Origin of the sequence: Pseudomonas sp. B329 (assembly GCF_023127835.1) — a bacterium.
In the GTDB taxonomy this organism is placed as follows: domain Bacteria; phylum Pseudomonadota; class Gammaproteobacteria; order Pseudomonadales; family Pseudomonadaceae; genus Aquipseudomonas; species Aquipseudomonas synxantha_A.
On sequence record NZ_SPKP01000042.1, the window covers coordinates 50,661 to 74,242 of the forward strand.

General features: G+C 61.8%; 24 protein-coding genes. 16 read left to right on the plus strand and 8 right to left on the minus strand.

Annotated features, from left to right (window positions below):
* Window positions 1-18 precede the first annotated feature (18 nt).
* Window positions 19-906 carry a pyridoxal-phosphate dependent enzyme gene (locus E4P00_RS19200; RefSeq protein ID WP_248132550.1) on the plus strand — a complete coding sequence of 296 codons (888 nt, stop codon included), beginning with the start codon at window positions 19-21 and terminating at the stop codon, window positions 904-906.
* A 3-nt stretch (window positions 907-909) separates the two neighbouring features.
* On the opposite strand, the gene E4P00_RS19205 is transcribed toward E4P00_RS19200, so the two are convergent.
* The 3 genes from E4P00_RS19205 to E4P00_RS19215 all read right to left on the minus strand — a co-directional run bounded on the left by E4P00_RS19205 (window position 910) and on the right by E4P00_RS19215 (window position 3,551).
* Window positions 910-1,470 carry a cytochrome b gene (locus E4P00_RS19205; protein WP_078821712.1) on the minus strand — a complete coding sequence of 187 codons (561 nt, stop codon included), beginning with the start codon at window positions 1,468-1,470 and terminating at the stop codon, window positions 910-912.
* Window positions 1,471-1,584: 114 nt separating this feature from the next.
* The gene (gene phnX, locus E4P00_RS19210) at window positions 1,585-2,412 is read right to left on the minus strand and encodes a phosphonoacetaldehyde hydrolase (RefSeq protein WP_248132552.1); all 828 of its coding nucleotides are present in this window, start codon (window positions 2,410-2,412) and stop codon (window positions 1,585-1,587) included.
* A gap of 29 nt (window positions 2,413-2,441) precedes the next feature.
* The gene (locus E4P00_RS19215) at window positions 2,442-3,551 is read right to left on the minus strand and encodes a 2-aminoethylphosphonate--pyruvate transaminase (RefSeq protein WP_078821710.1); all 1,110 of its coding nucleotides are present in this window, start codon (window positions 3,549-3,551) and stop codon (window positions 2,442-2,444) included.
* A gap of 111 nt (window positions 3,552-3,662) precedes the next feature.
* Here E4P00_RS19215 and E4P00_RS19220 point away from each other — a divergent pair, with 111 nt between their 5' ends.
* The gene (locus tag E4P00_RS19220; protein ID WP_186561689.1) at window positions 3,663-4,517 is read left to right on the plus strand and encodes a LysR substrate-binding domain-containing protein; all 855 of its coding nucleotides are present in this window, start codon (window positions 3,663-3,665) and stop codon (window positions 4,515-4,517) included.
* Here the strand turns inward: E4P00_RS19220 and E4P00_RS19225 are convergent.
* Window positions 4,493-5,383 carry a LysR substrate-binding domain-containing protein gene (locus tag E4P00_RS19225; RefSeq protein WP_103734459.1) on the minus strand — a complete coding sequence of 297 codons (891 nt, stop codon included), beginning with the start codon at window positions 5,381-5,383 and terminating at the stop codon, window positions 4,493-4,495. The two genes, E4P00_RS19220 and E4P00_RS19225, sit on opposite strands and share 25 nt — an antisense overlap.
* A 258-nt stretch (window positions 5,384-5,641) precedes the next feature.
* Between E4P00_RS19225 and E4P00_RS19230 the strand changes: the two genes are divergently transcribed.
* Both E4P00_RS19230 and E4P00_RS19235 read left to right on the plus strand, forming a co-directional pair.
* Entirely contained in the window at window positions 5,642-6,967 is a 1,326-nt protein-coding gene (locus E4P00_RS19230) for an MFS transporter (protein ID WP_078821707.1), read from the plus strand.
* 109 nt (window positions 6,968-7,076) lie between these two features.
* Window positions 7,077-7,784 (plus strand): YebC/PmpR family DNA-binding transcriptional regulator, encoded by a 708-nt coding sequence (locus E4P00_RS19235; protein WP_005789254.1) that lies wholly within the window; start codon window positions 7,077-7,079, stop codon window positions 7,782-7,784.
* 54 nt (window positions 7,785-7,838) lie between these two features.
* On the opposite strand, the gene E4P00_RS19240 is transcribed toward E4P00_RS19235, so the two are convergent.
* Window positions 7,839-9,131 carry a leucine-rich repeat-containing protein kinase family protein gene (locus E4P00_RS19240; RefSeq protein ID WP_248132554.1) on the minus strand — a complete coding sequence of 431 codons (1,293 nt, stop codon included), beginning with the start codon at window positions 9,129-9,131 and terminating at the stop codon, window positions 7,839-7,841.
* Window positions 9,132-9,168: 37 nt separating this feature from the next.
* Window positions 9,169-10,263: a cell division protein ZapE gene (gene zapE, locus E4P00_RS19245; protein ID WP_148853537.1), complete on the minus strand. Its 1,095-nt coding sequence runs from the start codon at window positions 10,261-10,263 to the stop codon at window positions 9,169-9,171.
* 190 nt (window positions 10,264-10,453) lie between these two features.
* Here zapE and E4P00_RS19250 point away from each other — a divergent pair, with 190 nt between their 5' ends.
* From E4P00_RS19250 to E4P00_RS19280, 7 genes are all read left to right on the plus strand, one after another.
* Window positions 10,454-10,945 carry a spore coat U domain-containing protein gene (locus E4P00_RS19250; protein ID WP_248132724.1) on the plus strand — a complete coding sequence of 164 codons (492 nt, stop codon included), beginning with the start codon at window positions 10,454-10,456 and terminating at the stop codon, window positions 10,943-10,945.
* The gene (locus E4P00_RS19255; protein ID WP_032880551.1) at window positions 10,939-11,484 is read left to right on the plus strand and encodes a spore coat protein U domain-containing protein; all 546 of its coding nucleotides are present in this window, start codon (window positions 10,939-10,941) and stop codon (window positions 11,482-11,484) included. Before E4P00_RS19250 ends, E4P00_RS19255 begins: the two co-directional genes overlap by 7 nt.
* An 18-nt stretch (window positions 11,485-11,502) precedes the next feature.
* On the plus strand, window positions 11,503-12,045 hold the full coding sequence (locus tag E4P00_RS19260) for a spore coat protein U domain-containing protein (RefSeq protein WP_032881297.1): 543 nt from the start codon (window positions 11,503-11,505) through the stop codon (window positions 12,043-12,045).
* A 2-nt stretch (window positions 12,046-12,047) separates the two neighbouring features.
* Window positions 12,048-12,536 carry a spore coat U domain-containing protein gene (locus E4P00_RS19265; RefSeq protein WP_032880552.1) on the plus strand — a complete coding sequence of 163 codons (489 nt, stop codon included), beginning with the start codon at window positions 12,048-12,050 and terminating at the stop codon, window positions 12,534-12,536.
* A gap of 26 nt (window positions 12,537-12,562) precedes the next feature.
* Complete coding sequence (locus E4P00_RS19270) at window positions 12,563-13,351, plus strand: molecular chaperone (RefSeq protein ID WP_248132556.1); 789 nt, start codon at window positions 12,563-12,565, stop codon at window positions 13,349-13,351.
* Between the two features lie 72 nt (window positions 13,352-13,423).
* Window positions 13,424-15,772 (plus strand): fimbria/pilus outer membrane usher protein, encoded by a 2,349-nt coding sequence (locus E4P00_RS19275; protein WP_248132726.1) that lies wholly within the window; start codon window positions 13,424-13,426, stop codon window positions 15,770-15,772.
* A 77-nt stretch (window positions 15,773-15,849) separates the two neighbouring features.
* The gene (locus E4P00_RS19280; RefSeq protein WP_078821730.1) at window positions 15,850-16,770 is read left to right on the plus strand and encodes a spore coat U domain-containing protein; all 921 of its coding nucleotides are present in this window, start codon (window positions 15,850-15,852) and stop codon (window positions 16,768-16,770) included.
* On the opposite strand, the gene E4P00_RS19285 is transcribed toward E4P00_RS19280, so the two are convergent.
* Both E4P00_RS19285 and E4P00_RS19290 read right to left on the minus strand, forming a co-directional pair.
* On the minus strand, window positions 16,767-17,504 hold the full coding sequence (locus tag E4P00_RS19285) for an anti-sigma factor (RefSeq protein ID WP_248132558.1): 738 nt from the start codon (window positions 17,502-17,504) through the stop codon (window positions 16,767-16,769). The two genes, E4P00_RS19280 and E4P00_RS19285, sit on opposite strands and share 4 nt — an antisense overlap.
* On the minus strand, window positions 17,501-18,007 hold the full coding sequence (locus E4P00_RS19290; RefSeq protein WP_248132560.1) for a sigma-70 family RNA polymerase sigma factor: 507 nt from the start codon (window positions 18,005-18,007) through the stop codon (window positions 17,501-17,503). Before E4P00_RS19290 ends, E4P00_RS19285 begins: the two co-directional genes overlap by 4 nt.
* Window positions 18,008-18,137: 130 nt before the next feature.
* Between E4P00_RS19290 and E4P00_RS19295 the strand changes: the two genes are divergently transcribed.
* From E4P00_RS19295 to E4P00_RS19315, 5 genes are all read left to right on the plus strand, one after another.
* Window positions 18,138-19,745 carry an amino acid adenylation domain-containing protein gene (locus tag E4P00_RS19295; protein WP_248132562.1) on the plus strand — a complete coding sequence of 536 codons (1,608 nt, stop codon included), beginning with the start codon at window positions 18,138-18,140 and terminating at the stop codon, window positions 19,743-19,745.
* Window positions 19,738-21,024, plus strand: a complete 1,287-nt coding sequence (locus E4P00_RS19300; protein ID WP_248132564.1) for a hypothetical protein — start codon at window positions 19,738-19,740, stop codon at window positions 21,022-21,024. The genes E4P00_RS19295 and E4P00_RS19300 overlap by 8 nt, the downstream gene beginning before the upstream one ends.
* A gap of 42 nt (window positions 21,025-21,066) precedes the next feature.
* Window positions 21,067-21,831, plus strand: a complete 765-nt coding sequence (locus E4P00_RS19305) for an enoyl-CoA hydratase-related protein (protein WP_248132566.1) — start codon at window positions 21,067-21,069, stop codon at window positions 21,829-21,831.
* A gap of 118 nt (window positions 21,832-21,949) precedes the next feature.
* Window positions 21,950-23,032: a catalase family peroxidase gene (locus E4P00_RS19310; protein WP_248132568.1), complete on the plus strand. Its 1,083-nt coding sequence runs from the start codon at window positions 21,950-21,952 to the stop codon at window positions 23,030-23,032.
* On the plus strand, window positions 23,029-23,568 hold the full coding sequence (locus E4P00_RS19315) for a cytochrome b (protein WP_078821698.1): 540 nt from the start codon (window positions 23,029-23,031) through the stop codon (window positions 23,566-23,568). Before E4P00_RS19310 ends, E4P00_RS19315 begins: the two co-directional genes overlap by 4 nt.
* Window positions 23,569-23,582: the final 14 nt, after the last annotated feature.

Sequence of the window (23,582 nt, forward strand, 5' to 3'; positions counted from 1 at the left end):
TCATTCAGATACCTGCCGATGGGCCCTTTCGATTGGCTGCCTTATGCGCCCCTTGAACCTGTGCAGCTTGATTGGCTGAACGGCATCGAGTTGGCCGTGCTGCGCCTGGACCGCATCGACCCGCTGATCAGCGGCAACAAGTGGTTCAAACTTGCCGAACACTTGGCTCAGGCCCGCGCTACCGGCGCCAAAGGGGTTATCAGCCTTGGCGGGGCTCACTCCAACCATCTGCACGCACTGGCAGCGGCGGGCAAGCGCTTTGATTTTCCCACGGTCGGCCTGTTGCGCGGCCATCCCCAAGACACTCCCACGGTGCTCGACCTCAAGACCTTCGGCATGCAACTGCATTGGTTGGGCTACGGCGGTTATCGGGTGCGGCATGAGCCGGGTTTCTGGCTGCCCTGGCGCGAGCAGTATCCCGACCTTTATCCGATACCCGAAGGCGGTGGCGGTCTGGACGGTGCGCTGGGCTGTGGGGTGTTGGTGGAGCAGGCGCGGGCGCAGTTGAGACACCTCGGTTGGACGGATTACGACGCATGGTGGCTGGCGGCGGGCACCGGTACTACTCTGGCCGGGTTGGTGCTGGCGGAGGCCGGCGCGCATCCGGTGTACGGCGCAATGGCTGTGCCGGATGATCATGGTGTGGCGCAGAATGTGAGTGCGATTGTGCAGACCGGTTATGAGTTGCTGGACGCCTGCCGTGGCGGCTTTGCCAAGGTCGATCCGCTGCTGCTCGACTTTATCGAGCGCACCGAACGGGCCTGCGGTGTGCCACTGGAGCCGCTCTACACCGGCAAGGCGCTGCTGGCATTGAAGCAACAGATCGAGGCCGGACGCTTTGCCCCCGGCGCGCGGCTGATCTTCATCCACACTGGCGGCCTGCAAGGCCGCCGAGGTTTCCTGTAGGTGTCAACGGGTGGGATTGTGCCCGCCCGGCATCATTCGCAAGGCAGTGTTATCGCGCATCACATAATGGTGAAAGATCCCCGCCAGCGCATGCAGCCCGATCAGCCAGTAACCGATCTGGGCGAACAGCACGTGCCAGCCTTCAATCTCCTCGGCCAACGCCTTGTTTTCTGCAATCAGCGGCGGTAACTCCATCCCATAGAACATCACCGAATGCCCCTTGGCACTGACGATCAACCAACCGGCAATCGGCAACCCGATCATCAACGCATACAGCGCCCCATGCATCAGCTTCGCCAGCCGGCTCTGCCATGGCGGCGGTGCCGGCACGATCTTCGGCGCCACCCCCAGGCTGCGTGCGAACAGGCGCAGCCACACCAGCACAAACACGGTAAGTCCGAACATAAAGTGCATTTCGACAATCAGCGTGCGCGCACCGCTGCCTTTGGGGAATTGCCCGCGTAACTCAATGCAGGCGTAGACCACCGCCAGCAGCACTACCATCAACCAGTGCAGCGCAATCGACATGGTGCTGTAGCGCGTATCGGAATTCTTCCACGGCATTGCTTTTTTCCTCACTCATCAGGGCATACCTCCGCTCTTTAGCGACGGAGTACGTTAACTGTATGCCCGTTTTGAGCGCTTCGCTCGTTGCCAATGCCGTTGCCTTGATCCTGGTCAGTAACTTTGCGGCATTTCCCCGCGTGCCAGGCGTGCGTTGATGTCGGCGATGACATTCGGCAGGTCGTTGATAGTGTCGATCAGGTAGTGCGGGCGCGAGCCTTCGAACATCGTTTCGATGCGCTGACGCTCGCTGGCCAGTGTGGCGCTGTCCAGGGCGCGAAATTGCTCGTAGGTCAGGCCCAGGGCATTGCCCGAACAGGTCAGCGCTACGGTCCACATCCCGGCACGACGGCCTTCGAGAATACCCGGCACGGTGTCGTCGACCTTCACGCACGCGGCCACATCATCAATGCCCAGGGCGATCACGTTGGCCAGGGCCTGGGCCGGCCAAGGGCGGCCGTTGGGGACTTCATCGGTCGCGACCACGTGGTCGGCGACATAGCCGTTGGTGGCGGCCAGGGCGACGACTTTGTCCATCACCTGCTTGGGATAGCCGGAGCAGGAGCCGATCTTGATACCTTGGGCGCGCACGCCGGCCAGGGTGTTGAGGGCGCCGGGGATCAGGGCTGAGTGTTCGGCGATCTTCTCGATTTGCAGCGGCATGAAACGCTGGTAGATGGCGGTCACGTCATCATCGGTCGGTGTGCGGCCGAAGGCCTTGCGGTAGCGCTCGGCAACTTGCGGCTGGTCGCAGAGAGTGCGGATATGGTCCCACTTGCCCATGCCCATCGGGCCACGGGCTTCTTCGATAGAGACTTGCACGTCGAACTCGGCAAACGCCTCGACAAAGATCTGCGTGGGGGCAAAGGAGCCGAAGTCGACCACGGTGCCGGCCCAGTCGAGGATAACGGCCTGGAGGGTGTTGGGGTTTTGATAGTTCATGGTTCAGGTCCTGTGGGTAATGGGGGCAGTCAAATGTCCAGCACTTCCATTTCTTGCAGCACGTCGGCGATAGCCTTGACCGCCGCCTGCATACCGGCCGCATCGACATGGCCGATGCAGCCCACGCGAAAGGTTTCCACCTGGGTCAGCTTGCCGGGGTAAAGGATGAAACCCTTGGCCTTGACCCGTTCGTAGAAGTCCTTGAACTGGTAGCGCGGGTCTTTTGGTGCGTGGAAGGTGACGATGATCGGCGCCTGGATCGCCGCCGGCAGGAAACTGCGCAGGCCCAGCGCAGCCATGCCGTCCAGCAGTGCCTGACAGTTGTCGGCGTAGCGTTGATGACGGGCGGGCAGGCCGCCTTCTTCGGCGTATTGCAGCAACGCTTCATGCAGGGCCGCGACGACGTGGGTCGGTGGGGTGAAACGCCATTGTCCGGTCTTGGCCATATAGGTGTGCTGGTCGAACAGGTCCATTGCCAGGGAATGGCAGTTGCCCTGGGAGGCGGCCAGCGCAGCTTTTTCGGCAAAGACAAAGCCCATGCCCGGTACGCCTTCCAGGCATTTGCCCGAGGCGGCGATCAGCGCCTCGAACGGCACTTCGCGAGCATCGATCGGCAGCGCGCCGAAAGAACTCATGGCATCGATGATCAGGCGCTTGTCGTGGCGTTTGACGACCTGGGCGATCTCCGCCAGCGGGTTGAGAATGCCGGTACTGGTTTCGCAATGGATCAACGCGACGTGGGTGATTGCCGCGTCAGCCTGCAGTAGGCGATCTACATCGGCAGCGGTGGTGGGCTCGTCCTCAGCGGTTTCAAAGGTGCTGAACGAGCGACCGAGCACTTCGCAAATCTTCGCCAGGCGCTTGCCGTAGGCGCCGTTGATCAGCACCAACACCTTGCCATTGCGCGGGACCAGCGTGCCGATGGCGGCTTCGACGGCGAAGGTGCCGCTGCCCTGCAACGGCACGCAATGGTGGCTGTCGGCAGCATTGAGGATCGCCAGCAGCTGCGTGCAGACGCTGGCGGTGAGCTGGTTGAAGCGATCATCCCATGACCCCCAATCCACCATCATCGCCTGACGGGTGCGGGTCGAAGTGGTCAGGGGGCCAGGGGTCAACAGGATCGGCGCGGCAGTGGTCATCTCAAATCCTCGCAAGGGTCGGGGTTGAAGCTACGGCGCCTAAATTGCAGTTTGGCTTGTTATCAATCAAATTGTTTGTTGTTATGCGAGCTATCAGTGAGGCCGATAGCTATGAACCTGTTCCAACTACGTGCATTCGATGCCGTGGCCCGCGAGGGCAGTTTTACCCGTGCTGCGGCGCGGCTGTTCATCAGCCAGCCGGCGGTAACCGGGCATATCAAGGCGCTTGAAGAGCATTACCAGATTGCGCTGTTGCGCCGTACCGCCCGGCGGGTGGAGTTGACCGAAGAGGGCGCACGCCTGGCGGCCATCACCCGGGCGATCTTCGGTTTGGTGGATGAGGCGCAGACGATGCTGGAGGCCAACCGTCAGTTGCTCACTGGGCGTCTGGAGGTGGCGGCGGATGGTCCGCACCTGGTGATGCCGATGATCGCCAGCCTGCGCTCGCGCTACCCGGGCATTACCGTGAACCTGCGCCTGGGCAACGCCCAGGAAACCCTGGCGGCGCTGCTGTCCGAACATGCCGATGTGGCAGTGCTCACCGAGGTGGAGCCGCGCAATGGCTTGCACCTGCAACCTCTGGACGAATCACGGATTTGCGCCCTGGTGCCGGCAGCGCATCCGTGGGCAAAGCAGCCCGACGGGATTGAACTGGCGCAGCTGCATGAGGTGATCATGGTGCTGCGTGAACCCAGTTCCATTACCCGGCGCACGTTCGACGACGCGTGCCTGGCGGCGAATGTGCAGCCCAAGGTGCTGCTGGAACTGGACAGCCGTGAAGCCGTGACCGAAGCCGTCGCGGCCGAACTGGGGGTAGGGGTGGTGTCGTCGATGGAGGTCAGCCCGGACCCGCGGGTGCACGCTGTGCCGATCCTGGGCGATGGCCTGCTGAACCGCCATACGCTCGGCTGCATGGAGCGACGTCGTTCGCTGCGCTTGATTCAGGCCTTTTTCGAGTTGGCGTGAAGGCTGTCACGCACGATCTCCAAAAAGCTCGCCACCACGCGACGTGAGCTCTGTTCTTTCAGGCAGACGAGGGTTTCCTTCATGCGCTGAGTGCAGTCGCGGATCGGCATGGCGTACACCCGAGCGTCGGCGCCGAACTCTGCCGCCGACACCACGCCCACGCCAATGCCCACCACCACTGCTTCACGCGCGGCTTCGCGGCCTTCAACTTGAATCGCCGGGCGAATGCGCAGGCCGGCCTGGCGCATTTCCTGCTCCAGGGTCTGACGGGTCACTGAGCCGATTTCCCGCAGCACCAAGGGCGTGTCATCCAGGTCGGCCAGGCAGATGGATTCGCGCCCGGCCCAGGGATGGTTGCAGGCGACAAACGCCAGCAGTTGATCGTCGGGCAATGGCAGCGACAGCAGGCGCGCATCGTCGACATCGCGACCCAACAGCGCCAGGTCGGCCTGGTAGTTGTACAGGCGCAACAACGACTCATCGGTGTTGCCGGTTTCGATCTTCACGCTGATTCCCGGGTACAGCCGGCAGAAGCGGGCAATCTGTGGCAGTACATGTACGGGCGCATCCACCGCCAGGGTGAGGGTGCCAGTGAGCAGGGCGCGGGAGTCTTGCAGCAATTCTTCGGCTTGCGCCTCGATCACAAACAGGCGCTGAGTAATGCCCAGCAGGCGTTCGCCCAGGTCGGTCAGGCGTACCGAACGTTTGTTGCGGTGAAACAGCAACACGCCGAAGCGCTCTTCGAGTTTGCGCACCTGGTCGGAAATCGCGGGCTGGGTCAGGAACAGGCGCTCGGCGGCGCCGGTAAAACTGCCGTGCACGGCCACCGCATGGAAGGCTTTGAGTTGGGCATGGGAAACCGACATGGCACGTCCTCTTACAAGCTGAGCTTATATTTGAAATACGATAAATCGATTTTACCTATTAGTCAGCCATTGCTTTGATGCACCTCAGCCGCCGTAGGTTGAGTCCTACAACCTCGACGGCCATGGGCGCAGGCACACCGCGTTCATCTGACCAATACCGCGCCCTCCAAGGCCCGGCATTGCAGTGCTCAACCATAAAAAAAACAGGCGTTTTCTTTCGATTCTGCCGGCACACTCACACCTGAGGTCAGAACCACCATGAATATCCCTATGGGTAGCATCAAGCGTTGGCGCGTGCAGATTTTCGCCATCACCTGGCTGGCGTACGCCGCGTTCTATTTCACCCGCAAAGCCTTCTCGGTGGCAAAACTGGGGATCGGCGACGACCCCAGCTTCCCCCTCGATAAAATGATGATGGCCAACCTCGATGGCTTGTATCTCGCCGCGTACGCCGTGGGCCAGTTCACCTGGGGCATGCTCGCCGACCGCTTCGGGCCACGGGTGGTGGTGCTTGGCGGCTTGCTGGTTTCCGCCGCCGCCGCACTGGTGATGGGCACGTTTGCGACCTTGCCGATCTTTGTCACCTGCATGTTGATCCAGGGGTTGGCGCAGTCCACCGGCTGGTCGGGGTTGTGCAAGAACCTCGGTAGTTTCTTCCCGGCCCAGCAGCGTGGGCGGGTGTTGGGGCTGTGGAGTTCGTGCTATGCCTTCGGCGGCTTGGTGGCTTCACCGTTCGCCGGCTGGTGGGCCTACACCCTGATCGGTAGTTGGCACGCGGCGTTTATCTCCAGTGCTGCGGTGGTGGCGGTGGTGGCCGTGCTGTTCTTTATGTTCCAGCGCAATACCCCCCAGGATGTGGGTTTGCCAGCGGTGGAGCCCGAGCCGGTCATGAGTGCCGAGAACAGAGCCGCCGAACAGCGCATCAGTGTGCTTGAACCGTTGCGCGCTATCTTGCGCAACCGCACGGTGTTGACGCTGGGGCTGGCGTATTTCCTGCTCAAGCCGGCGCGCTACGCGATTTTGCTGTGGGGCCCGGTAATCGTCTACGAACAGATGCCGTCGGTGGGCAAGGTCGGCGCGGCCATCGTGCCCACCGCGTTTGAGCTGGCCGGTTTGCTCGGGCCGGTACTGATCGGCCTGGCTTCCGACAAACTGTTCGGCGCCCGGCGTATGCCGGCCTGTGTGCTGAGCCTGCTGGCGTTGACCGTGGCCCTGGCGTTGTTCATGGGCGCGCTGCACACCGGCAGTGTGGTGCTGGTGATGGCCTTGCTGTTTGTCATGGGCCTGACTCTGTACGGTCCGGACTCGATGATCAGCAGCACCGCTGCCATTGACTTCGGCACTGCCAAAGCCGGCGCCACGGCGGCAGGGTTTGTGAATGGTTGCGGTTCGGTGGGCGCGATCCTCGGCGGCTTGCTGCCGGGCTACTTCGATACCGTCACGGTGTTTATCGTGTTTGCCGGCGCGGCGCTGTTTTCTTCACTGGTATTGATGCCCTACTGGAACGCCAGGCCGGCTGTTCTGGCGCAGGTGGGGGACTTCATACCGGATCGCAGTGCCACCATCAAACCCCTGCGCACCTGAGGCACCTGGCCGGTTTTTTGGTGGATTAGCGTGTTCTTGCGCTATAAACTCTGCCCCCAAAGCGCCGGCCAGTAGACGTTTCGGCGCCATGGAAAGTAGAGAGTGAGTCATGGGCGCACAGTGGAAAGTCAAACATAAAGAAGCGGCAGCCAATGCCAAGGGCAAGATTTTCGGCAAGCTGGTGAAAGAGATCACCATCGCCGCCCGCAACGGCGCCGATACCGCGACCAACGCGCACCTGCGCCTGGTGGTGGAGCAGGCCAAGAAAGCCTCGATGCCCAAGGAAACCCTGGATCGTGCGATCAAGAAGGGCGCCGGTCTGCTCGGTGAAACCGTGCAGTACCACCGTGTGACCTACGAAGGGTTTGCCCCGCACCAGGTGCCCCTGATCGTTGAGTGCGTAACCGACAACATCAACCGCACCGTGGCGGAAATCCGCGTGGCGTTCCGCAAGGGCCAGTTGGGCGCTTCCGGTTCGGTGGCGTGGGATTTCAACCACGTCGGCCTGATCGAAGCATCGCCGGACACCCCGGATGCTGATCCGGAAATGGCCGCCATCGAAGCCGGCGCCCAGGATTTTGAAGACGGTGAAGAAGAGGGCACCACCCTGTTCATCACCGAAACCACCGACCTGGATGCCGTGCAGAAAGCTTTGCCTGAGCAGGGTTTCACCGTGCTGTCGGCCAAGCTGGGTTACCTGTCGAAGAACCCGGTCAGTGGTTTGACCGATGAGCAGATGGCCGAAGTCGAGGCGTTCCTGGAAGGCCTGGATAACCATGATGATGTGCAGGATATGTTTGTCGGCCTGGCTGGCTAGCCATCACTGCATAGTGGGAGGGGGCTTGCCCCCTCCCACATTGTTCCAGCGGTATTAGATAGCGCTCAGTACGCCGTCAATTTCTTCAAAGCTTGGCCGCGCCAGCACATCGGGCTGGCAACAGCTTTTTTGCAGTTCAACCAGATCCTCACTTGCTGCCCCTTCAACCCGTTCCAGCAACTCCCCCAGCAACACCCCGAATGCGCGCACTTCAATACGCTGCAACGCCCTGGTTTCCAAGGTGTCGGCCGTGGCATGGAATGACGCCGCGCCGAAGTCTCCGAGCAAACAATCACCCGTCACATTCCACAGGATGTTGTGGCCATACAGGTCACCGTGGGTAATCCCCTGACGGTGCAAGTGCGCCGCCACCGAAGCGATGCCTCGTGCCATGCGCAGCGCCACGTCGAGGCTGAAACGGGTATCGGCTTCGTAGATGTCCCGGGTGCAGGACGCCAGGCTAGGCAGCGCCGCGAGGTTGCGGTAGCTCGGGTCGATCAGGCTCATGACCAATGCTGCCTGATCTTGCGGGTGCCCGATGACGCGGCCTTGCACCTTGATCAGGTTGGGATGCAGCCCGGCGGCAATGCAGGCTTGCATTTCATGCAGCGGTGACCCGTCGCTGGTGATGGTGCCTTTGTATAGCTTGACCGCTACCGGCAGCGCCTGGGGTTTCCAGATTGCTTTGTGAATGATCCCGGAAGCGCCTTCGCCCAATACTTCTTCCAGTTCCAGTTCCGACCAGGGAATGTTCGGCGTCGTGTCATCGCCCGTCACTGTCACGGCCATTTCCACCGGGTTGCCGGCGTAGGCCAGCCAGGTCAGGCTCGGCAGCGTCAGTAGCCACTGCGGCAGGTGGGTCAAGCGGTTGGAGGCGATGCGGATCAGTTCCAGGTTTTGGCAGTGGGCCAGGCTTTGCGGCAATTGCGTCAGCTGGTTACCGGCCAGCATCAACTTTTGCAGCAGCGGGCGCTGACCCAGTTCATCGGGCAATTGGCTGATGCAGTTGTCGGTGAGGATCAGCCAGCGCAACTGCGGCGGCAGGGCGGCGGCGGGCACATGGCCGATCTGGTTGGCCTTGAAGCCGATCATGCTCAACTTCGCGCACTGGCCCAGGCACGTCGGCAGCTCGGTAAACGCGTTGTCCGAACAAAACAGCACACGCAGGTGCGTCAGGCGGTGCAGGTCCTCGGGCAGGCTACTCAAGGCATTGCCGGTGAGATTGAGGATTTCCAGGGAGTCGGCCAGGTCGAAGATTTCCCGGGGGAACTCGGTCAGCCCGCAGGCCAGGTCCAGGCGCTTGGCGCCGGCTAATTGGCCGGCCTTGAGTTGGGCGAGGGTATTCATGAACAGCGCGGCACTCGGAAGGGGGCGTAAAAGGCGCTCATGATAGCGGCTCGGGTGCGGTTTGCGGGCAGAGCATGTGCAACTGCTGCAAGCGGCTGGCGGTGCGGGCGAGGTCGATGGCCTGGCCTTCCAGGGCTTTATCCAGCGGCTGGTGACCCATGAGGGTCAGGTGTTTGTCCTGATCGTAGAGCACGTCCACCAGGTTGATAAAACGCTGTTGCACGGCGATAGGGCATTCGGCCAACTGCGGCAGGCCGTCGATGATCCAGTGGTCGAAGTCCTGGCACAGCAGCAGGTAATCCATCACGGCGGTGAGCTGTTCACACAGGTCATTGAAGGTGAACAGGATGGTCCGCGCCTGATGGTCTCGGCACAGCAACTGCCGATTGCCAACCGTCAGGGTTTGCGCCGGGCCATTGGTGGCAGGCACACCCAGGCTTTCCCGCTGCGCCGGTGTACCCGGCCACACATAGTGGCCGCGGGTGAAACGTTGTTGGGCGTGGGCCTGGGGCAGGCTGCGAAAGTCCTGGGGCGCGCTGACTTCCAGCACGTCCATGCGTGCGGCGATCAGGTCGATCACCGGTTTGAATCGTTCGTGATACAGCGGGTTGGGCAGCAACCCTTCGGGCGGGTAGTTGGACGTTACCAATACCAGCACGCCGCGTTGGAACAGGGCCTTGAACAAGCGGCTGATGAGCATTGCATCGCCGATATCGTGCACATGGAACTCGTCAAAACACAGCACACGGCAATCAGCGAGCAACTGATCCAGAGTGACGCCCAAGGCATCCTCATGCTCGCGGTGCACAAACATGCCCTGGTGCAGCCGGGCAAAGAAGTCGTGGAAATGCACGCGTTGCTTCTCGGCGATGGGCAGCGCCTGGAAAAACCCGTCCAGCAGCCAGCTCTTGCCGCGACCTACCGGGCCGTGCAGGTACAGGCTGCGCGTGGCCTGGCCATTAAGCAGGTGCTGGGCCTCCCGATTCAGGGCGGTAATCGCCCGGATTTGGCCGTCACTGAGGGTGTAGCCCTGTTGTTCGGCCTTTTTCTGAAAATAGGCAGGAATGGGCGAGGCACCCCAGACGTCGGTTTTTTTACCCAGCAGGCGCTGGAACAGGGCAAGCACGGCCAAGAATAATCACTCTGTATTGCGGTGGTCGCTTACTGTAGGACGCTTGATGCCATTTGACCAACAGTGAAGGGCGCCGAGCCTTGCAAACTGGCACTTTCGCGTTAACTGGCTAACCTCATACAAGGTTGTTACCCCTGTATAAGGAATTGGGGCAGTGAAGGGATTGGCGGTATTGGCTGTCATGGGCGCGATGCTCTGCAACACGGCTTCTGCTGCGCAACTCCAGGTGGAGGTGCGTATCGACGTGCAGCGGGGTTGCCAGTTGGTGGGCACCACTCGCACTGCGGGCATCGAGCAACTTGGCGTACTGGATTTCGGCAGCGGCCCGCGTCTGGATGACCCGGCCGGCCCCCTGAGTGCGGCCCTGATCAGCCAGCGCCAGCCGCGCCTGGAGTGTAACCCCGACACGCCTTACCAAATGCGCGTTGACGGCGGCCTGCACGGTGGCGTGGGCGAAGTGCGTTACCTCAGTAATGCGATGCCCTCAAGCAAGCCCATTCCTTATCGCATTTATGCCGACGCAGCCCGGTTGATCCCCTTGCCGGTGGACGTGCCGGTCAGCGGCCGCGTACCGGACACCGGCTCGGTTGATTTGCCGTTGTATGGCCGCATTGAACCGCTCAAAGACATCCCTGCGGTGGGCCGTTATTCCGACCTGCTCAAGGTCACGGTCACATGGTAAGCCGCTATCTGGCCATCGCGGCCTTGGGCGGCCTGCTGTTGCTGGCCGAGGACGCGCAGGCGGCTGTGGTCAACGGGCAGATTCATGCGCGGTTGGTGATTACCGCCAGTTGCGAAGTCAGCAAAGGCGTGGAACGCGCGCCAGTGACGCCGGACGGTGGCACTGCGCTGTTGGATTTTGGCAGCCAGGGACCGACCTGGAACGACACCTTGGGCGCGACCATTTCCGATGGCGATAAAGCGCCGCTGTCGGTCTCCTGCAACCCGTCGTTGGTCAGCAGTTTTACCGTGACCATCGACGGTGGCGCCCATGGCGACGGCACCACGCGCCGCTTGAGCAACGGGCGCCAGACCATTCCCTATCGGCTATCGGCCGATGCGCTGGGCCAGAGTGCCTACCGCATCGGCCAGCAACGCAATTTCGTCGTGACCCAGGGCGCGCAGGTACCCATCCCGGTATTCGGCTCCGTGGTGGCGAATACCAGGGCCCTACCGGCCGGCATCTACACAGACACCCTGACGGTGACTCTGGATTGGTAAACCATGAGGATGGATATCATGCATGTACTCGTATCGCGAATGGGCGTGTGTGCCCTGGGCCTGGCGCTGGCCTCCAGCCTGAATGCGGCGACCACGGTTACCGGGCAGATCAGTTCGAGCCTGACCTTGATCGCCAGTTGCCAGGTCAACGGCTCCGGGGCGGCTACCGGGCTGAATTTCGGTAGCTTGAACTTCGGCACCACCAACAGCCTGTTTACCAATGCCGACGCCCAGTTGCTGGGCGGCACCGGCACCGGCGGGGCGCTGTCGATTCTGTGTTCAGCCGGTACCACGCCAACGGTGACGGTGCGTGCCGGCGCCCATGATGGCGCCTCGCCGGGGGGCACCCGTGCGCTGGCCGATGGGGCGGGTAACTTCGTGCCCTACGATTTCTACACTGACAGCGGGCGTTCCGCGCTGTTGGCGATCGATGGCGTGGTGACGCTCGCCACCAGTACCGGCGTGGCACAAACCGTCAACCTCTACGGTCGCGCGGTGGGCAAGGCGGGCCTGCCGGCAGGTACTTACACCGATACCGTGGCCGTGGAGCTGACGTTCTGACCTTGTGGCTCAGGCTGGGGGTGGCCTGTGGATTGGCGCTGCCGTTGCCGTTGTCGGCAGCGACCAGCCAGAGCTTCCAGGTCAGCGCGACCATTACTCCCGGTTGCCTGATCGTGGGCGGCGGCTCCAACTACGGCGCGTTGGCCTATGGCAGCTATTCGGCATTGGCCACCGGTACGGTCACGGCAGCCCTTACTGGCGGTGTGACCTTGCAATGCACTCCGGGGGTGGCGCTGACCATGAGTGTGGATGGCGGCCTTTACAACAGCGCCGGGCGCAATTTGCAGCTCAACAGCGGCAGCGCGCGGGTGGCCTATCAACTGTTTCGCGACGCGGCGTTCAGCCAGAGCCTGGGCGTCAGCCAGAGCGTCAGCGTGACTTACAGCGATGCCAACAACATCAGCCTGCCGATTTACGGGCGGGTGGTATTACCCGGCAATCAGCCTGGGGGGACGTACAGCGACACGCTGCAGGTGCAGCTGTCGTGGTAGGGCTAACGGTATTGAGGAGTGGATTTATGCATTCAACTTCCCGGCGGTGGTGGGCCGCGGGTATTGCCTTGGGGCTTTTGTGTGGCGCAGGGCTGGTGCAGGCGGCCAGTTCGGTGCTGATCTGGCCCATCGACCCGGTGCTGGAGGCCGATCAACAGGCCAGCGCGCTGTGGTTGGAGAACCGTGGCACGGAAACGGCCAACCTGCAGATCCGCGTATTTGCCTGGAGCCAGAACGGTTTCGACGAGCAGTACCAAAACCAGCGCGACGTGATCGGCAGCCCGCCGGTGGCCAAAATCGAGCCCGGCCAGAAGCAACTGGTGCGCCTGACCCGAACCCGCGAAGTACCGCCGGGACAGGAGCTGGCCTATCGCATCATCATCGATGAAATCCCCTCGGCGCTGCAGGTGCCGGCGCCGCCGGAAGGCAAGAACACAGCGGCAGCGATTCGCTTCCAGATGCGCTATTCGGTGCCCTTGTTTGCCTACGGCGCCGGGTTGTGGAGCAAGGACGACGCCACACGTCAACGCGACCCCAAGGGTGCCGGCAAGCCGGACTTGAGCTGGCAAAAGGTCAACGTAGGCGGGCGCAGTTACATCGAGGTGCGCAACCAGGGCGCCGTGCATGCGCGGCTCACCGATGCGTCGTTCAAACAAGGCGGGCAGACCCGGCCGCTGGTAGAAGGTTTGCTCGGCTATGTGCTGCCGGGCGCGAGTATGCGCTGGCCGGTGCCGGATGCCGTATCGGCCGACCAGCCGTTGCAGGTCAGGGTCAACGGTGCGCCGCAATTGGAAAGCCTGGCGCCCAAGCGATAACCGTCAGCTAGCGCTACGGGCATACGCCCGGGTTTTAACAGGATGGAGATGTCCATTGAAGGACACAACGCCATGGTGAGTCGTGGTTGGGCTCGGGGTTTATGGCCGTCGGTGGCAGTGGCAAGCGGGCTGTGGGGCGCTGCGATGGCAGGCGACTTGCCGCCGCCGCCGGGCAGCATGGAGGCAGTCGCCGATGCACAGCTGTTTCTGGAACTGGTGGTCAACCAGATGGACACCGGCCGCGTCATTGCGGTCGACCAGCGCGCCGGCCAGTTGTTTGTGCCCGCCAGCGCGTTGCAGGACGTGGGTATGAAATTGCCCGGCGAGCCTGTCGGCAGCGTGGCCCTGGACCAGGTGCCTGGGCTGCACAGCGACTACGACAGCAATGGCCAGCGCCTATTGCTGGATGTACCGCCATCCTGGTTGCAGGCGCAGTTTATCGGCAATCGCAATACCTATCCGCGCACCCAGGCCATGAGCAGCTTCGGCGCCTTGCTCAACTATGACGTGTATTTCAACGACACCGATGACGGCGGCAGCTACCTCGCCGCCTGGAACGAAGTGCGGCTGTTCGACACCTGGGGCACCTTGTCCAACACCGGGCAGGTGCGCCAGGCCCTGGCTGATGGCATCACCGACAGTACCCTCGGCAACGGTTACCGGCGCTACGACACCACCTGGCGATTTTCCGATGATGAGCGCCTGCTCACCTACGAGGCGGGCGACGTGATCAGCGGCTCGCTGCCCTGGAGCAGCTCGGTGCGTCTGGGCGGGGTGCAAGTGTCCCGGGACTTTGCCGTGCGCCCGGACCTGGTCACTTACCCTTTGCCGCAGTTCGCCGGTGAGGCGGCGGTGCCCTCGTCGGTGGACCTGTTTATCAACGGCTATAAATCCGACACCGCGCAGCTGCAACCCGGGCCTTATACCCTGACCAACGTGCCATTTATCAACGGCGCCGGGGAGGCTGTCGTGGTGACCACCGACGCTCTCGGGCGCCAGGTGTCGACCACGGTGCCGTTCTACGTTACCAGCACCTTGCTGCAACAAGGCTTGACGGATTTTTCCGTGGCTGCCGGTACCTTGCGCCGTGACTACACCCTGCGCGATTTCGGTTACGGGCCGGGCATAACCAGTGGCACCTTTCGCTATGGCTATTGCGACAGCCTGACCCTGGAAAGCCATGCCGAAGCATCCAGCGACCTGACCCTCGGCGGGCTTGGCGCCAACCTGCGCCTGGGCAACTTCGGCGTGCTCAATACCGCCCTCAGCCAGAGCCAGTTCGACAGCCGCAGCGGCCAGCAACTCAGCCTTGGCTACCAGTACAACAGCACGCGCTACAGCCTGATGTACCAGCGCGTTGAACGGCGCGATGACTACGCCGACCTGACCCTGGTCGACACCCCTTACGCCAGCCTCAGCAAGCGCAGCGAGCAGGTGACGCTGAGCCTCAACCTTCAACGTTTCGGCAGCCTGGGCCTGGGGTATTTCGACGTGCAGGCGGCAGACGATTCGCGCACGCGCCTGCTCAACCTCAGCTGGAGCAAACCGCTGTGGCGCAACACCAGCTTCTACCTGTCGGCCAACCGCGAAATCGGCGACAGCAACTGGGCCATGCAGGCGCAACTGGTGATCCCGTTCGACCTCAACGGCAGCCTGGCCTTGAGCACCGAGCGCAGCAAGGACGGCACCAGTCGCCAGCGCATCAACTACAGCCGCGCGGTGCCCAGCGAAGGCGGCGTGGGCTACAACCTCGGCTATGCCCAGGGCGATGCGCCAAGCTATCGGCAGGCCGACCTGACCTGGCGCTTGCAGTCAGTGCAGTTGCAGGCCGGCGTGTACGGCAGCAGTGACGCCCAAACGCGCTGGGCGGATGCCAGCGGCTCGCTGGTGTGGATGGGCGGCGAAACCTTTGCTGCCAACCGTATCAATGACGCGTTTGTGGTGGTGAGTACCCAGGGGTTCGCCGGGATTCCAGTGCGCTACGAAAACCAGCTGGTGGGCCAGACCGACCGCAACGGTCATTTGCTGGTGCCATGGAGCAGCGCGTATTACCGCGGCAAATATGAAATTGACCCGTTGAACCTGCCGGCGAACGTGCAGAGCCCCAATGTGGAGCAGCGCGTGTCGGTACGCCGGGGCAGCGGCTATCTGTTGGAGTTCCCGCTGCGCCGGGTGCTCGCCGCCAGTATCACCCTGGTGGATCGCCAGCATCAGGAGCTACCGCTGGGCAGCCTGGTGGTGCACGAGCAAAGCAACACCCAGGCGGTGGTGGGGTGGGATGGGCTGGTCTATCTGGAAAACCTCAGCGCCCACAATACTTTGCAGGTCACCCTCAGTGAGGGGCGCACCTGCCAGGCGACATTCGCTATCGATGAGCAACAACAGGACGTGCCCCTGATCGGGCCGTTGGTGTGCCAGTGAGTGGTTGAGCAAGGAGACTGCGGGTGAGGGGCAAGGCATGGGTGTATGGGGCAGGGCTGTTGTTTTCCGGGCAGGTTATGGCGGTGTGTTCGGTGGTTTCCACGGTGCCGGCCAGTTTCGGTTCGATCAGCTCGATGACGGTGCGCACTGCCGCGCAAACCAGCTCTACCACCAACTCCGGATTGAGTTGCACCCAGGCGTTGATTTCGCTGCTGGTGTCCACCGACCACTTCTACGCCACGATCACCTCGTCCACCGCCGGCATGGTCGGGCCGACCGGTGATGTGATTGGCTACACGATTTATGGCAACAACAGCACCAGTTATCCCATCACCCGCGGCACTCAATTCGATTTTGGGGGCGCGGGCGGCATTGCCCAGAGCATTGGCCTGATCGCCGGGCCCGGGGCGAAAACCGTGCCGTTGTACCTGAGCAGCATTACCGGCAGCAATATCGCAGCGGGGCTGTACACCGAGACATTAAACATCGCCTGGGTGTGGAATTATTGCTCGGGAATCGGCGTTGGCGGCATTTGCCTGGGACGTGACACGGGCAGCGGCACGGCAAGCCTGACCGTCAGCATGACCGTGACCAATGACTGCCAGATCACCGCGCCGAATATCAGCTTTGGCAGCGCGCCGGTGGTCAGTGGGTTTACCGCAGTGACCGGCCAGACCATCAATATCGCCTGCACCAAGGGCAGTGCCTACACCGTGGGCTTGAGCGACGGCCAGAACCCGATCAGTGTCGGCGGGCGCCGACGCATGGTTTCCGGCAGCAACTACCTGGCCTATGACCTCTTCAAAAGCGCCGGCACCACACGTTGGGGCAGCGTCGGCGCGGCGCGGCGGGCCAGTTCCACAGCGGAGGTCAACCCCGGCAATGGGTTGGGCATAGGCAGCCAGGTATTTAACTACAACGCTCGCATCTACACCGACCAGCCCACACCACCCGGCGGCACCTACCTGGACAACGTGGTGCTGGACGTGGGCTTCTAGAACTTCATCAGCGCCGGGATGGGCTGGTCTGCCGGGCTGACCATTGCGTAGTTATAGCCGCCGCCCGACCAGTACTCGGCCTGCAAACCATCGGCGCTGCGGCTGCCACGAGGCAGGAAGCCGTTGTTCGGTCCCGGCGGGCGGATATAAAAGCTGATGCGTCGGCCTTGGGGGTCTTGGTACAGCACCATGGCGGCTGCCCCCTGATCGGTAGTGAGCAGGCGCCCGCTGACCGGCTTGAAGCCTGCCTGGCTCAGGTCGGGCAGGCGATGGGCTTGATTGAAATAGCGGTCGAGCCAGGCTTGCATAGTGCCGCTGCCGTCGTCGTTGTAGTCGGCGGGCATGACGCCGTCCTGGGCAAACAGACGGTAAGCCTGCATGGCATCGGTCATCGGCAGCGGCTGTGGTTGGGTGGCTTCGCGGGCGTGCCAGCCGCCAAGCCCGCCAAGGCTCACGGCAATCAGCAACACCGCCGCGCTGGCGAAGTGGCGGCGGGACTGACGCTTGATACGCTGACGGATCAACGCCGGGTCCAGTGCCGGATTACTCGGCTGCTGCAGGGTGCCGCTCAAGGATGCCCGCAATAATTGCGCGTCCTGTTGCCAGGCGTGGACCTGGGCGGCCGCTTCGGGGTGGTTGGCCAGCCAGGTTTCAAGCACGCGGCGGTCACTGTCCGGCAGTTGGTGATCGACGTAGGCATGCAAATCGCGTTCGCTGGGGGGCAGGCTGATCATTTGAGTCTCCGCAGGGCAGGGCCGGTAATTTCGCCATCGCTGAGCTGACGCAACGCTTGGCGCGCACGGGACAGGCGCGACATCACGGTGCCGATGGGTACCTGAAGGATCTCGGCGACTTCCTTGTAGCTCAAACCCTCCACGGACACCCACAGCAAAAGGGCGCGTTGTTCGGTGCTGAGTTGGTCGAAGGCTTGCAGGGTGGATTGGGCCATCACTGTGCGCTCCACCGACGGTTGCGCATCATCGCACCCGGTGAAGAATTCGAGCATACGTGCATAGCGTCGGCTGCGGCGATGGGCGTCGAGGAACTGCCGATAGAGGATCGCGAACAGCCAGGCGCGCAGGTCGCCTTCGACACGCTTATCAGCCCAGGCGATGATCGCCCGCTCCAGGGTCGCCTGCACCAGGTCATCGGCACTGCTGCTGTTGCGCGTCAGCGACACGGCAAAACGCCGCAACCTGGGGATGAGTTCGCGTAACTGTTCGTCGAGTTCATGCATGGGGATGAGTCTACTCACGTGTGTTGAAGTAGACGTTATACCTTGAGAGTCTGTAATCTCGTGCGCAGCCCTCTATCCACCCTTGCATCTGTCGGCATTCAGCCGGCAGTTGAATAGTGAGAGGGTGCTTATGACGTGTTTGCCGAGTGATAAACAGTTTTTTTCCTGCATCTCGCTGGCTCATTTGCCTGCCGCGCAGCGGGTTTTATTTGAGCGATGGGGTTGTGGCCTTTCAACCCGAGCCACCTACGCCAACGTGCACCAAGCCTTCGAAGCGCAAGCGAGGCTGGCACCCCAGGCGACCGCTGCGGTATGCGCGGGCCAACGTATCAGCTATGAACAACTCAACCGACAAGCCAATCGATTGGCTGAGCATCTGCTTGGGCAGGGTGTTAAGCGTGGGGACACGGTGGGATTGTTCGTCGAGCGCTCGATTCCCATGCTGGTCGGGCTCCTGGCGGTGTTAAAGATTGGCGCCGCGTATGTCCCTCAGGACGCCAGAATCGTACCCACCCTGCAATTGGGCATGGTCCTCGAATCATTGACCAGCCCGCTGATTCTGACCTTATCGAGCCTGGTGGAGCGCATTCCGGCAGACGCTTCCCACCGCTGCCTCAATTTGGATACGTTCATTGCTCAAACGCCATGGCTGGCTGAAGACAATGATTGCGTGCGTGTCGGTGCTGGCCCGGATGATCTGTGCTTTGTACTGTTTACATCTGGAACCACAGGGCGCCCTAACGGCGTGTGTGTCAGCCACCGTAACGTATGCAATATTCTGCTCACTGAACCTGGGCGGATGGGTATGGCACCGGGTCGTACCGTAGGGCAGATTCTCAATATCGGCTTTGACATGGCGGCTTGGGAAATACTCGGTTGCCTGGCTCATGGTGCGACCTTGCTGATTCGCGGCAAAGACATCGCGCAGACGGCCGCACAGTGCAATGTGTTGATCGCAACGCCTTCGATACTGGCCACCCTTGAGCCTCGACAGTGTCCCCACCTCAACGTCGTTGCGGTGGCTGGAGAAGCCTGCTCCCAGGCTCTGGCGGATCGGTGGGCCGAGCACTGTACGTTCTACAACGGCTGCGGTCCTACCGAGACGACCATCGTCAACACGCTGCACCGGCATGTACCAGGCACGCCACTGACTATTGGCCGGCCAACCCCCAATAACACTGTCTATGTGCTCGATGAGCAGGGGCGTGCCTGTGCCTTGGGTGAAACGGGAGAGATGTGGGCCGGTGGTGCGGGTGTGACAGCAGGCTACCTGAACAATACGGCATTGACCCAGCAGCGATACCGTCCGGATCCCTTTCTCGGTGGCGACGCCATGATGTTCCGCACACGAGATTTGGGGCGCTGGGTGGGAGACGGCCAGCTCGAACACTTAGGGCGCGTGGATGACCAAGTGAAAGTCCGCGGCTTTCGCGTGGAACTGGATGCGGTGTCGGCGGCTCTGGAGGCCGGCGCTGGATGCATGCGCGCCGTCACTTTGAAGCTGGACAGCCGCACGTTGGTGGCCTTTGTTTCGCCTGCCAGCACTGACATCGAGGCTTGCCAAACCGCGTGCCAACAGCGCCTGGCCTATTACTGCGTGCCTCAGTCGATCTACGCAGTGGAGCATTTTCCACTGACAGCGAGGGGCAAGATCGATAAGGCATTGTTACTGCAAACGGCCCGGGAGAATCAGTTGGCGGTGCTGGCGTTCGCGACCGGGGAGCCCGGCCATGATTGATACGCTGATCCGTACCGTTGTACCGCCCAAGCCGGCGCTTTGGCGTCGCTGGACGTCACTGCCGATGTTTTCCTGTTACAACCGCCTGGCAGCCGCCGCGCTGATGGGCAACCTGGTGTTTTTGCTGTTGGCTGTGGACCTGCACGCCATCCCGGTTCAGACGCTGTCGGACATGGTGCTGATCAACCTGTCGGTTGCCATTCTCGTTCGCCAGCAATACGTGATCAATGGGCTGTTCTGGCTGGCAACGCGAATACCGCCTACATGGCCCTTACAGGTGCGGCGTAGCGCGGCCAAGGTGTACCACTTCGGTGGGCTGCACAGTGGCGCAGCCTTTGCGGCCACTGGGTGGTTTGCCGCCCTGGTTGGCGTGCAGGTTACGCGTTACCTGCAACAACCTGACAGTGTTTCGGTGGCCGAGTTAGGGGTCAGCGTTATGCTGCTCAGCTTATTGCTGCTCATGGTGGTCATGGCTCAACCACGTATTCGAGGCCGGTTCCACAATGGGTTCGAACGCGTTCATCGGTTTGGCGGTTGGAGTGCGTTGCTGTTGTTCTGGTGGCAAACGTTACTGACCACGTCGAGCCTGCTGCACAGCGTTACGTTTTGGATGCTGGCAGTGCTGACCCTGAGCGTCCTGCTGCCCTGGCTGCGGCTGCGCAAGGTGGCTGTTGAACACGCACGGCCTTCCGGGCATGCGGTGATTACGCGTTTGAGCCACACCACACCGTTCGCCGGTTCATCCACCGCAATCAGCCGCAACCCACTGCTGGAGTGGCATTCCTTTGCCAATATTCCCACGCCACACGAGGCGGGTTTCCGCCTGATAATTTCCCGCGCGGGGGATTGGACCGGGCGATTTATCGAGGACTTGCCGCGACATGTGTGGGTTAAGGGCATCACCACAGCGGGTGTTGCCAATGTAGAAACCCTGTTCAAGTCGGTGGTGTACATCGCCACTGGCAGCGGCATCGGGCCTGTCATGCCGCATCTGCTGGCGGCTCAGGTACCGATTCAGTTGATCTGGTCTGCCCGTAGCCCGAGGACGACCTATGGCGATGAACTGGTGGAGGAAATTCTGCGCGCCCAGCCTTGCGCATTGATCTGGGACACCGATGAGCGCGGCAAGCCAGACCTGGTGAAGTTGGCTTACGGTGCAGTGCAAGCCTTTGGTGCAGAAGCCGTGATCTGTATTGCCAACCAAACGGTGACCCAGCGTCTGGTGCAAGAGTTGGAAGCTCGGGGAATACCCGCCCATGGCGCGATCTGGGATTCCTGAGACAGCCCCAAGTGTGAACAACATCAATCAGTGGAGATGCCTATGAACGTGTTTGTGGAACGTCATGACCGAGTGGTCCTGGTCAAGCTCAACCGTCCTGAAGTCAAGAATGCGCTGAGTTCGGCGCTGATGGCTGAGTTGATCAGTCATCTGGAAGCAATGGATCGAGACCCTCGGATTGGGTGTTTTGTCATTACCGGCACCGCAGAGTTCTTCGCGGCAGGGGCCGATATCAAAGAGATGAGCGGCAAGTCCTATCTGGACGTGCTCAACGAAGACTACTTCGTCGGTTGGGAGGGCTTCACCCGTTTGCGCACCCCGACGATTGCCGCAGTGGCGGGCTATGCGTTTGGCGGAGGCTGTGAGCTGGCGATGATGTGCGACATGATTTTCGCTGCTGATACCGCCACCTTTGCACAGCCGGAAATTAAGCTAGGCGTCATCCCGGGCATGGGCGCGACCCAGCGGTTGACCGGGCTGATCGGCAAGGCCAAGACCATGGATCTGGTGTTGACTGGCCGGTCAATGACCGCCACGGAAGCAGAGCAGGCGGGGTTGGTGTCGCGGGTTTACCCGGCTGCGAACTTGCTGGACGAGGTGATGGCGGTGGCGGCACAAATTGCCTCCTTCTCGCGAACGGCCACCCGTGCAGCGCGGCAGGCGGTGGAGCATTCTCTGGAGGTCGGGTTGCACGAAGGTGTGCGTCAAGAGCGAAGGTTGTTTCATGGACTGTTTGCCACGCCTGATCAGCAAGAAGGAATGCAGGCATTTCTTCACAAGCGGCAGGCCTTGTTTAATCAGCCCTAGCCGGCACTCGATCTGGCCACGTGTTGACTACAAAGAAACTACAGTGAAGGGGGAATAAGCCTACGTGGGATTCGTCTCATAACACTTTCCCCCTGCGGCCTCGGGCCCTGGAGCTTCTATGGTTGATCACTCTTTACCGCCGCGTCCGCCTCTTGGTACTACAAGTCTGCTCGTAAGGCTGGCGTGTATAGGGGGCGTGGTGGCAGTGTTGGTGGTTGCATTTGCCTACGTCAACGGCACCCTCGACCCACAGCGTCTGCGGCCAAAGACCTTGGTCAATGCCCTGGAAACCAATAACGGCGTACACCCGGGCTTTCGCCGCAATCATGCCAAAGGTGTGTGTGTGGCGGGTTACTTCGAGGCGAGCACAGAGGCGCGTGCCTACTCCAGCGCCCAGGTGTTCAGCGAGGCCAAGACCCCGGTGATTGGCCGGTTTGCCTTGCCCAGCGGCAATCCCTATGCACCGGACAGCAGTGTGCCGATTCGCAGTTTTGCCGTGCAATTCAGCCAGGCAAACGGCCAGCAGTGGCGAACGGGAATGAACAGTATGCCGGTGTTTCCGGTGGGCACGCCCGAGGCGTTCTACCAGCTGCTCAAGGCGGGTGCGCCAGACCCGGCCACCGGCAAGCCGAACCCTGCGAACATGCCGGCGTTTTTTGCCGCACACCCGGAGACGGCGCCGTTCCTGGCCTGGGTCAAGACTGCCAAGCCATCGGCCAGTTATGCGACGCAAACCTATAACGGCATCAATGCGTTTTACCTGGTGGGCGAAGGTGGCAAGCGCCAGGCCGTGCGGTGGAGTGTGGTGCCGCAAAGCCAGGACGCGGCGGGTGATGCTGCGCCGTCGGGCAGTGACTTCCTGGAACAGGATTTGGTGCAGCGCCTGGCCGCCGGGCCTTTGCGTTGGCAGTTGAACATGACCCTGGCCAACCCCGGCGACCCCTTGGATGACGCGAGCAAGACCTGGACTGGCCCGCATACGCAGTTCAACGCCGGCACTCTGGTACTGCAAAGCAGCCAGCCGCAGGCAGACGGTGATTGCCGTGATATCAACTTTGACCCGCTGATTTTGCCCAGCGGTATCGAGGCCTCCAACGACCCGTTGCTGGCCGCACGCTCCGCCGCGTATGCCAGTTCGTATCTGCGCCGTGCGGGTGAAGTCAGCCCGTTGCACAGCATCCCTCAGGAGTCGAAGCCATGAATGCTCAACCGCGTTTTTTTGCACCGCTGGCGCGTCTGTTGCACTGGCTGATGGCGCTGATGATCATTGCCATGCTGTTTATTGGTGCGGGATTGGCGGCGTCGGTGTCGGAACGCCATGAATGGCTGATCCACCTGCACAAACCGCTGGGTATTGCGATCCTGGCCCTGGTGCTCGTGCGTTTGGCCGTGCGCTTTACCACCCGGCAACCGCCGCTGCCAGCCGATTTGCCGATGTGGCAAGTGCTGGCGGCCAAGGCTTCCCATGTGCTGCTGTATGCGTTGATGCTGGTGTTGCCGCTGCTGGGCTGGGCGATGATTTCGGCCGCCGGTGACCCGGTGATGCTCAGCAGTTCTGTGCAACTGCCAGCCCTGGTAGGGGCGAATGCGCCGTTGTTTGCGCTGTTGCGCAAGGCTCACGGCTACCTTGCCTACCTGTTGTTCCTGACAGTGCTGGTGCACTTGGCGGCGGCGCTGTTCCACGGGTTGATCCGCCGCGATGGGGTATTGCAGAGCATGACCGGCACCCGGGATTGATCGCTTCTGTGGCG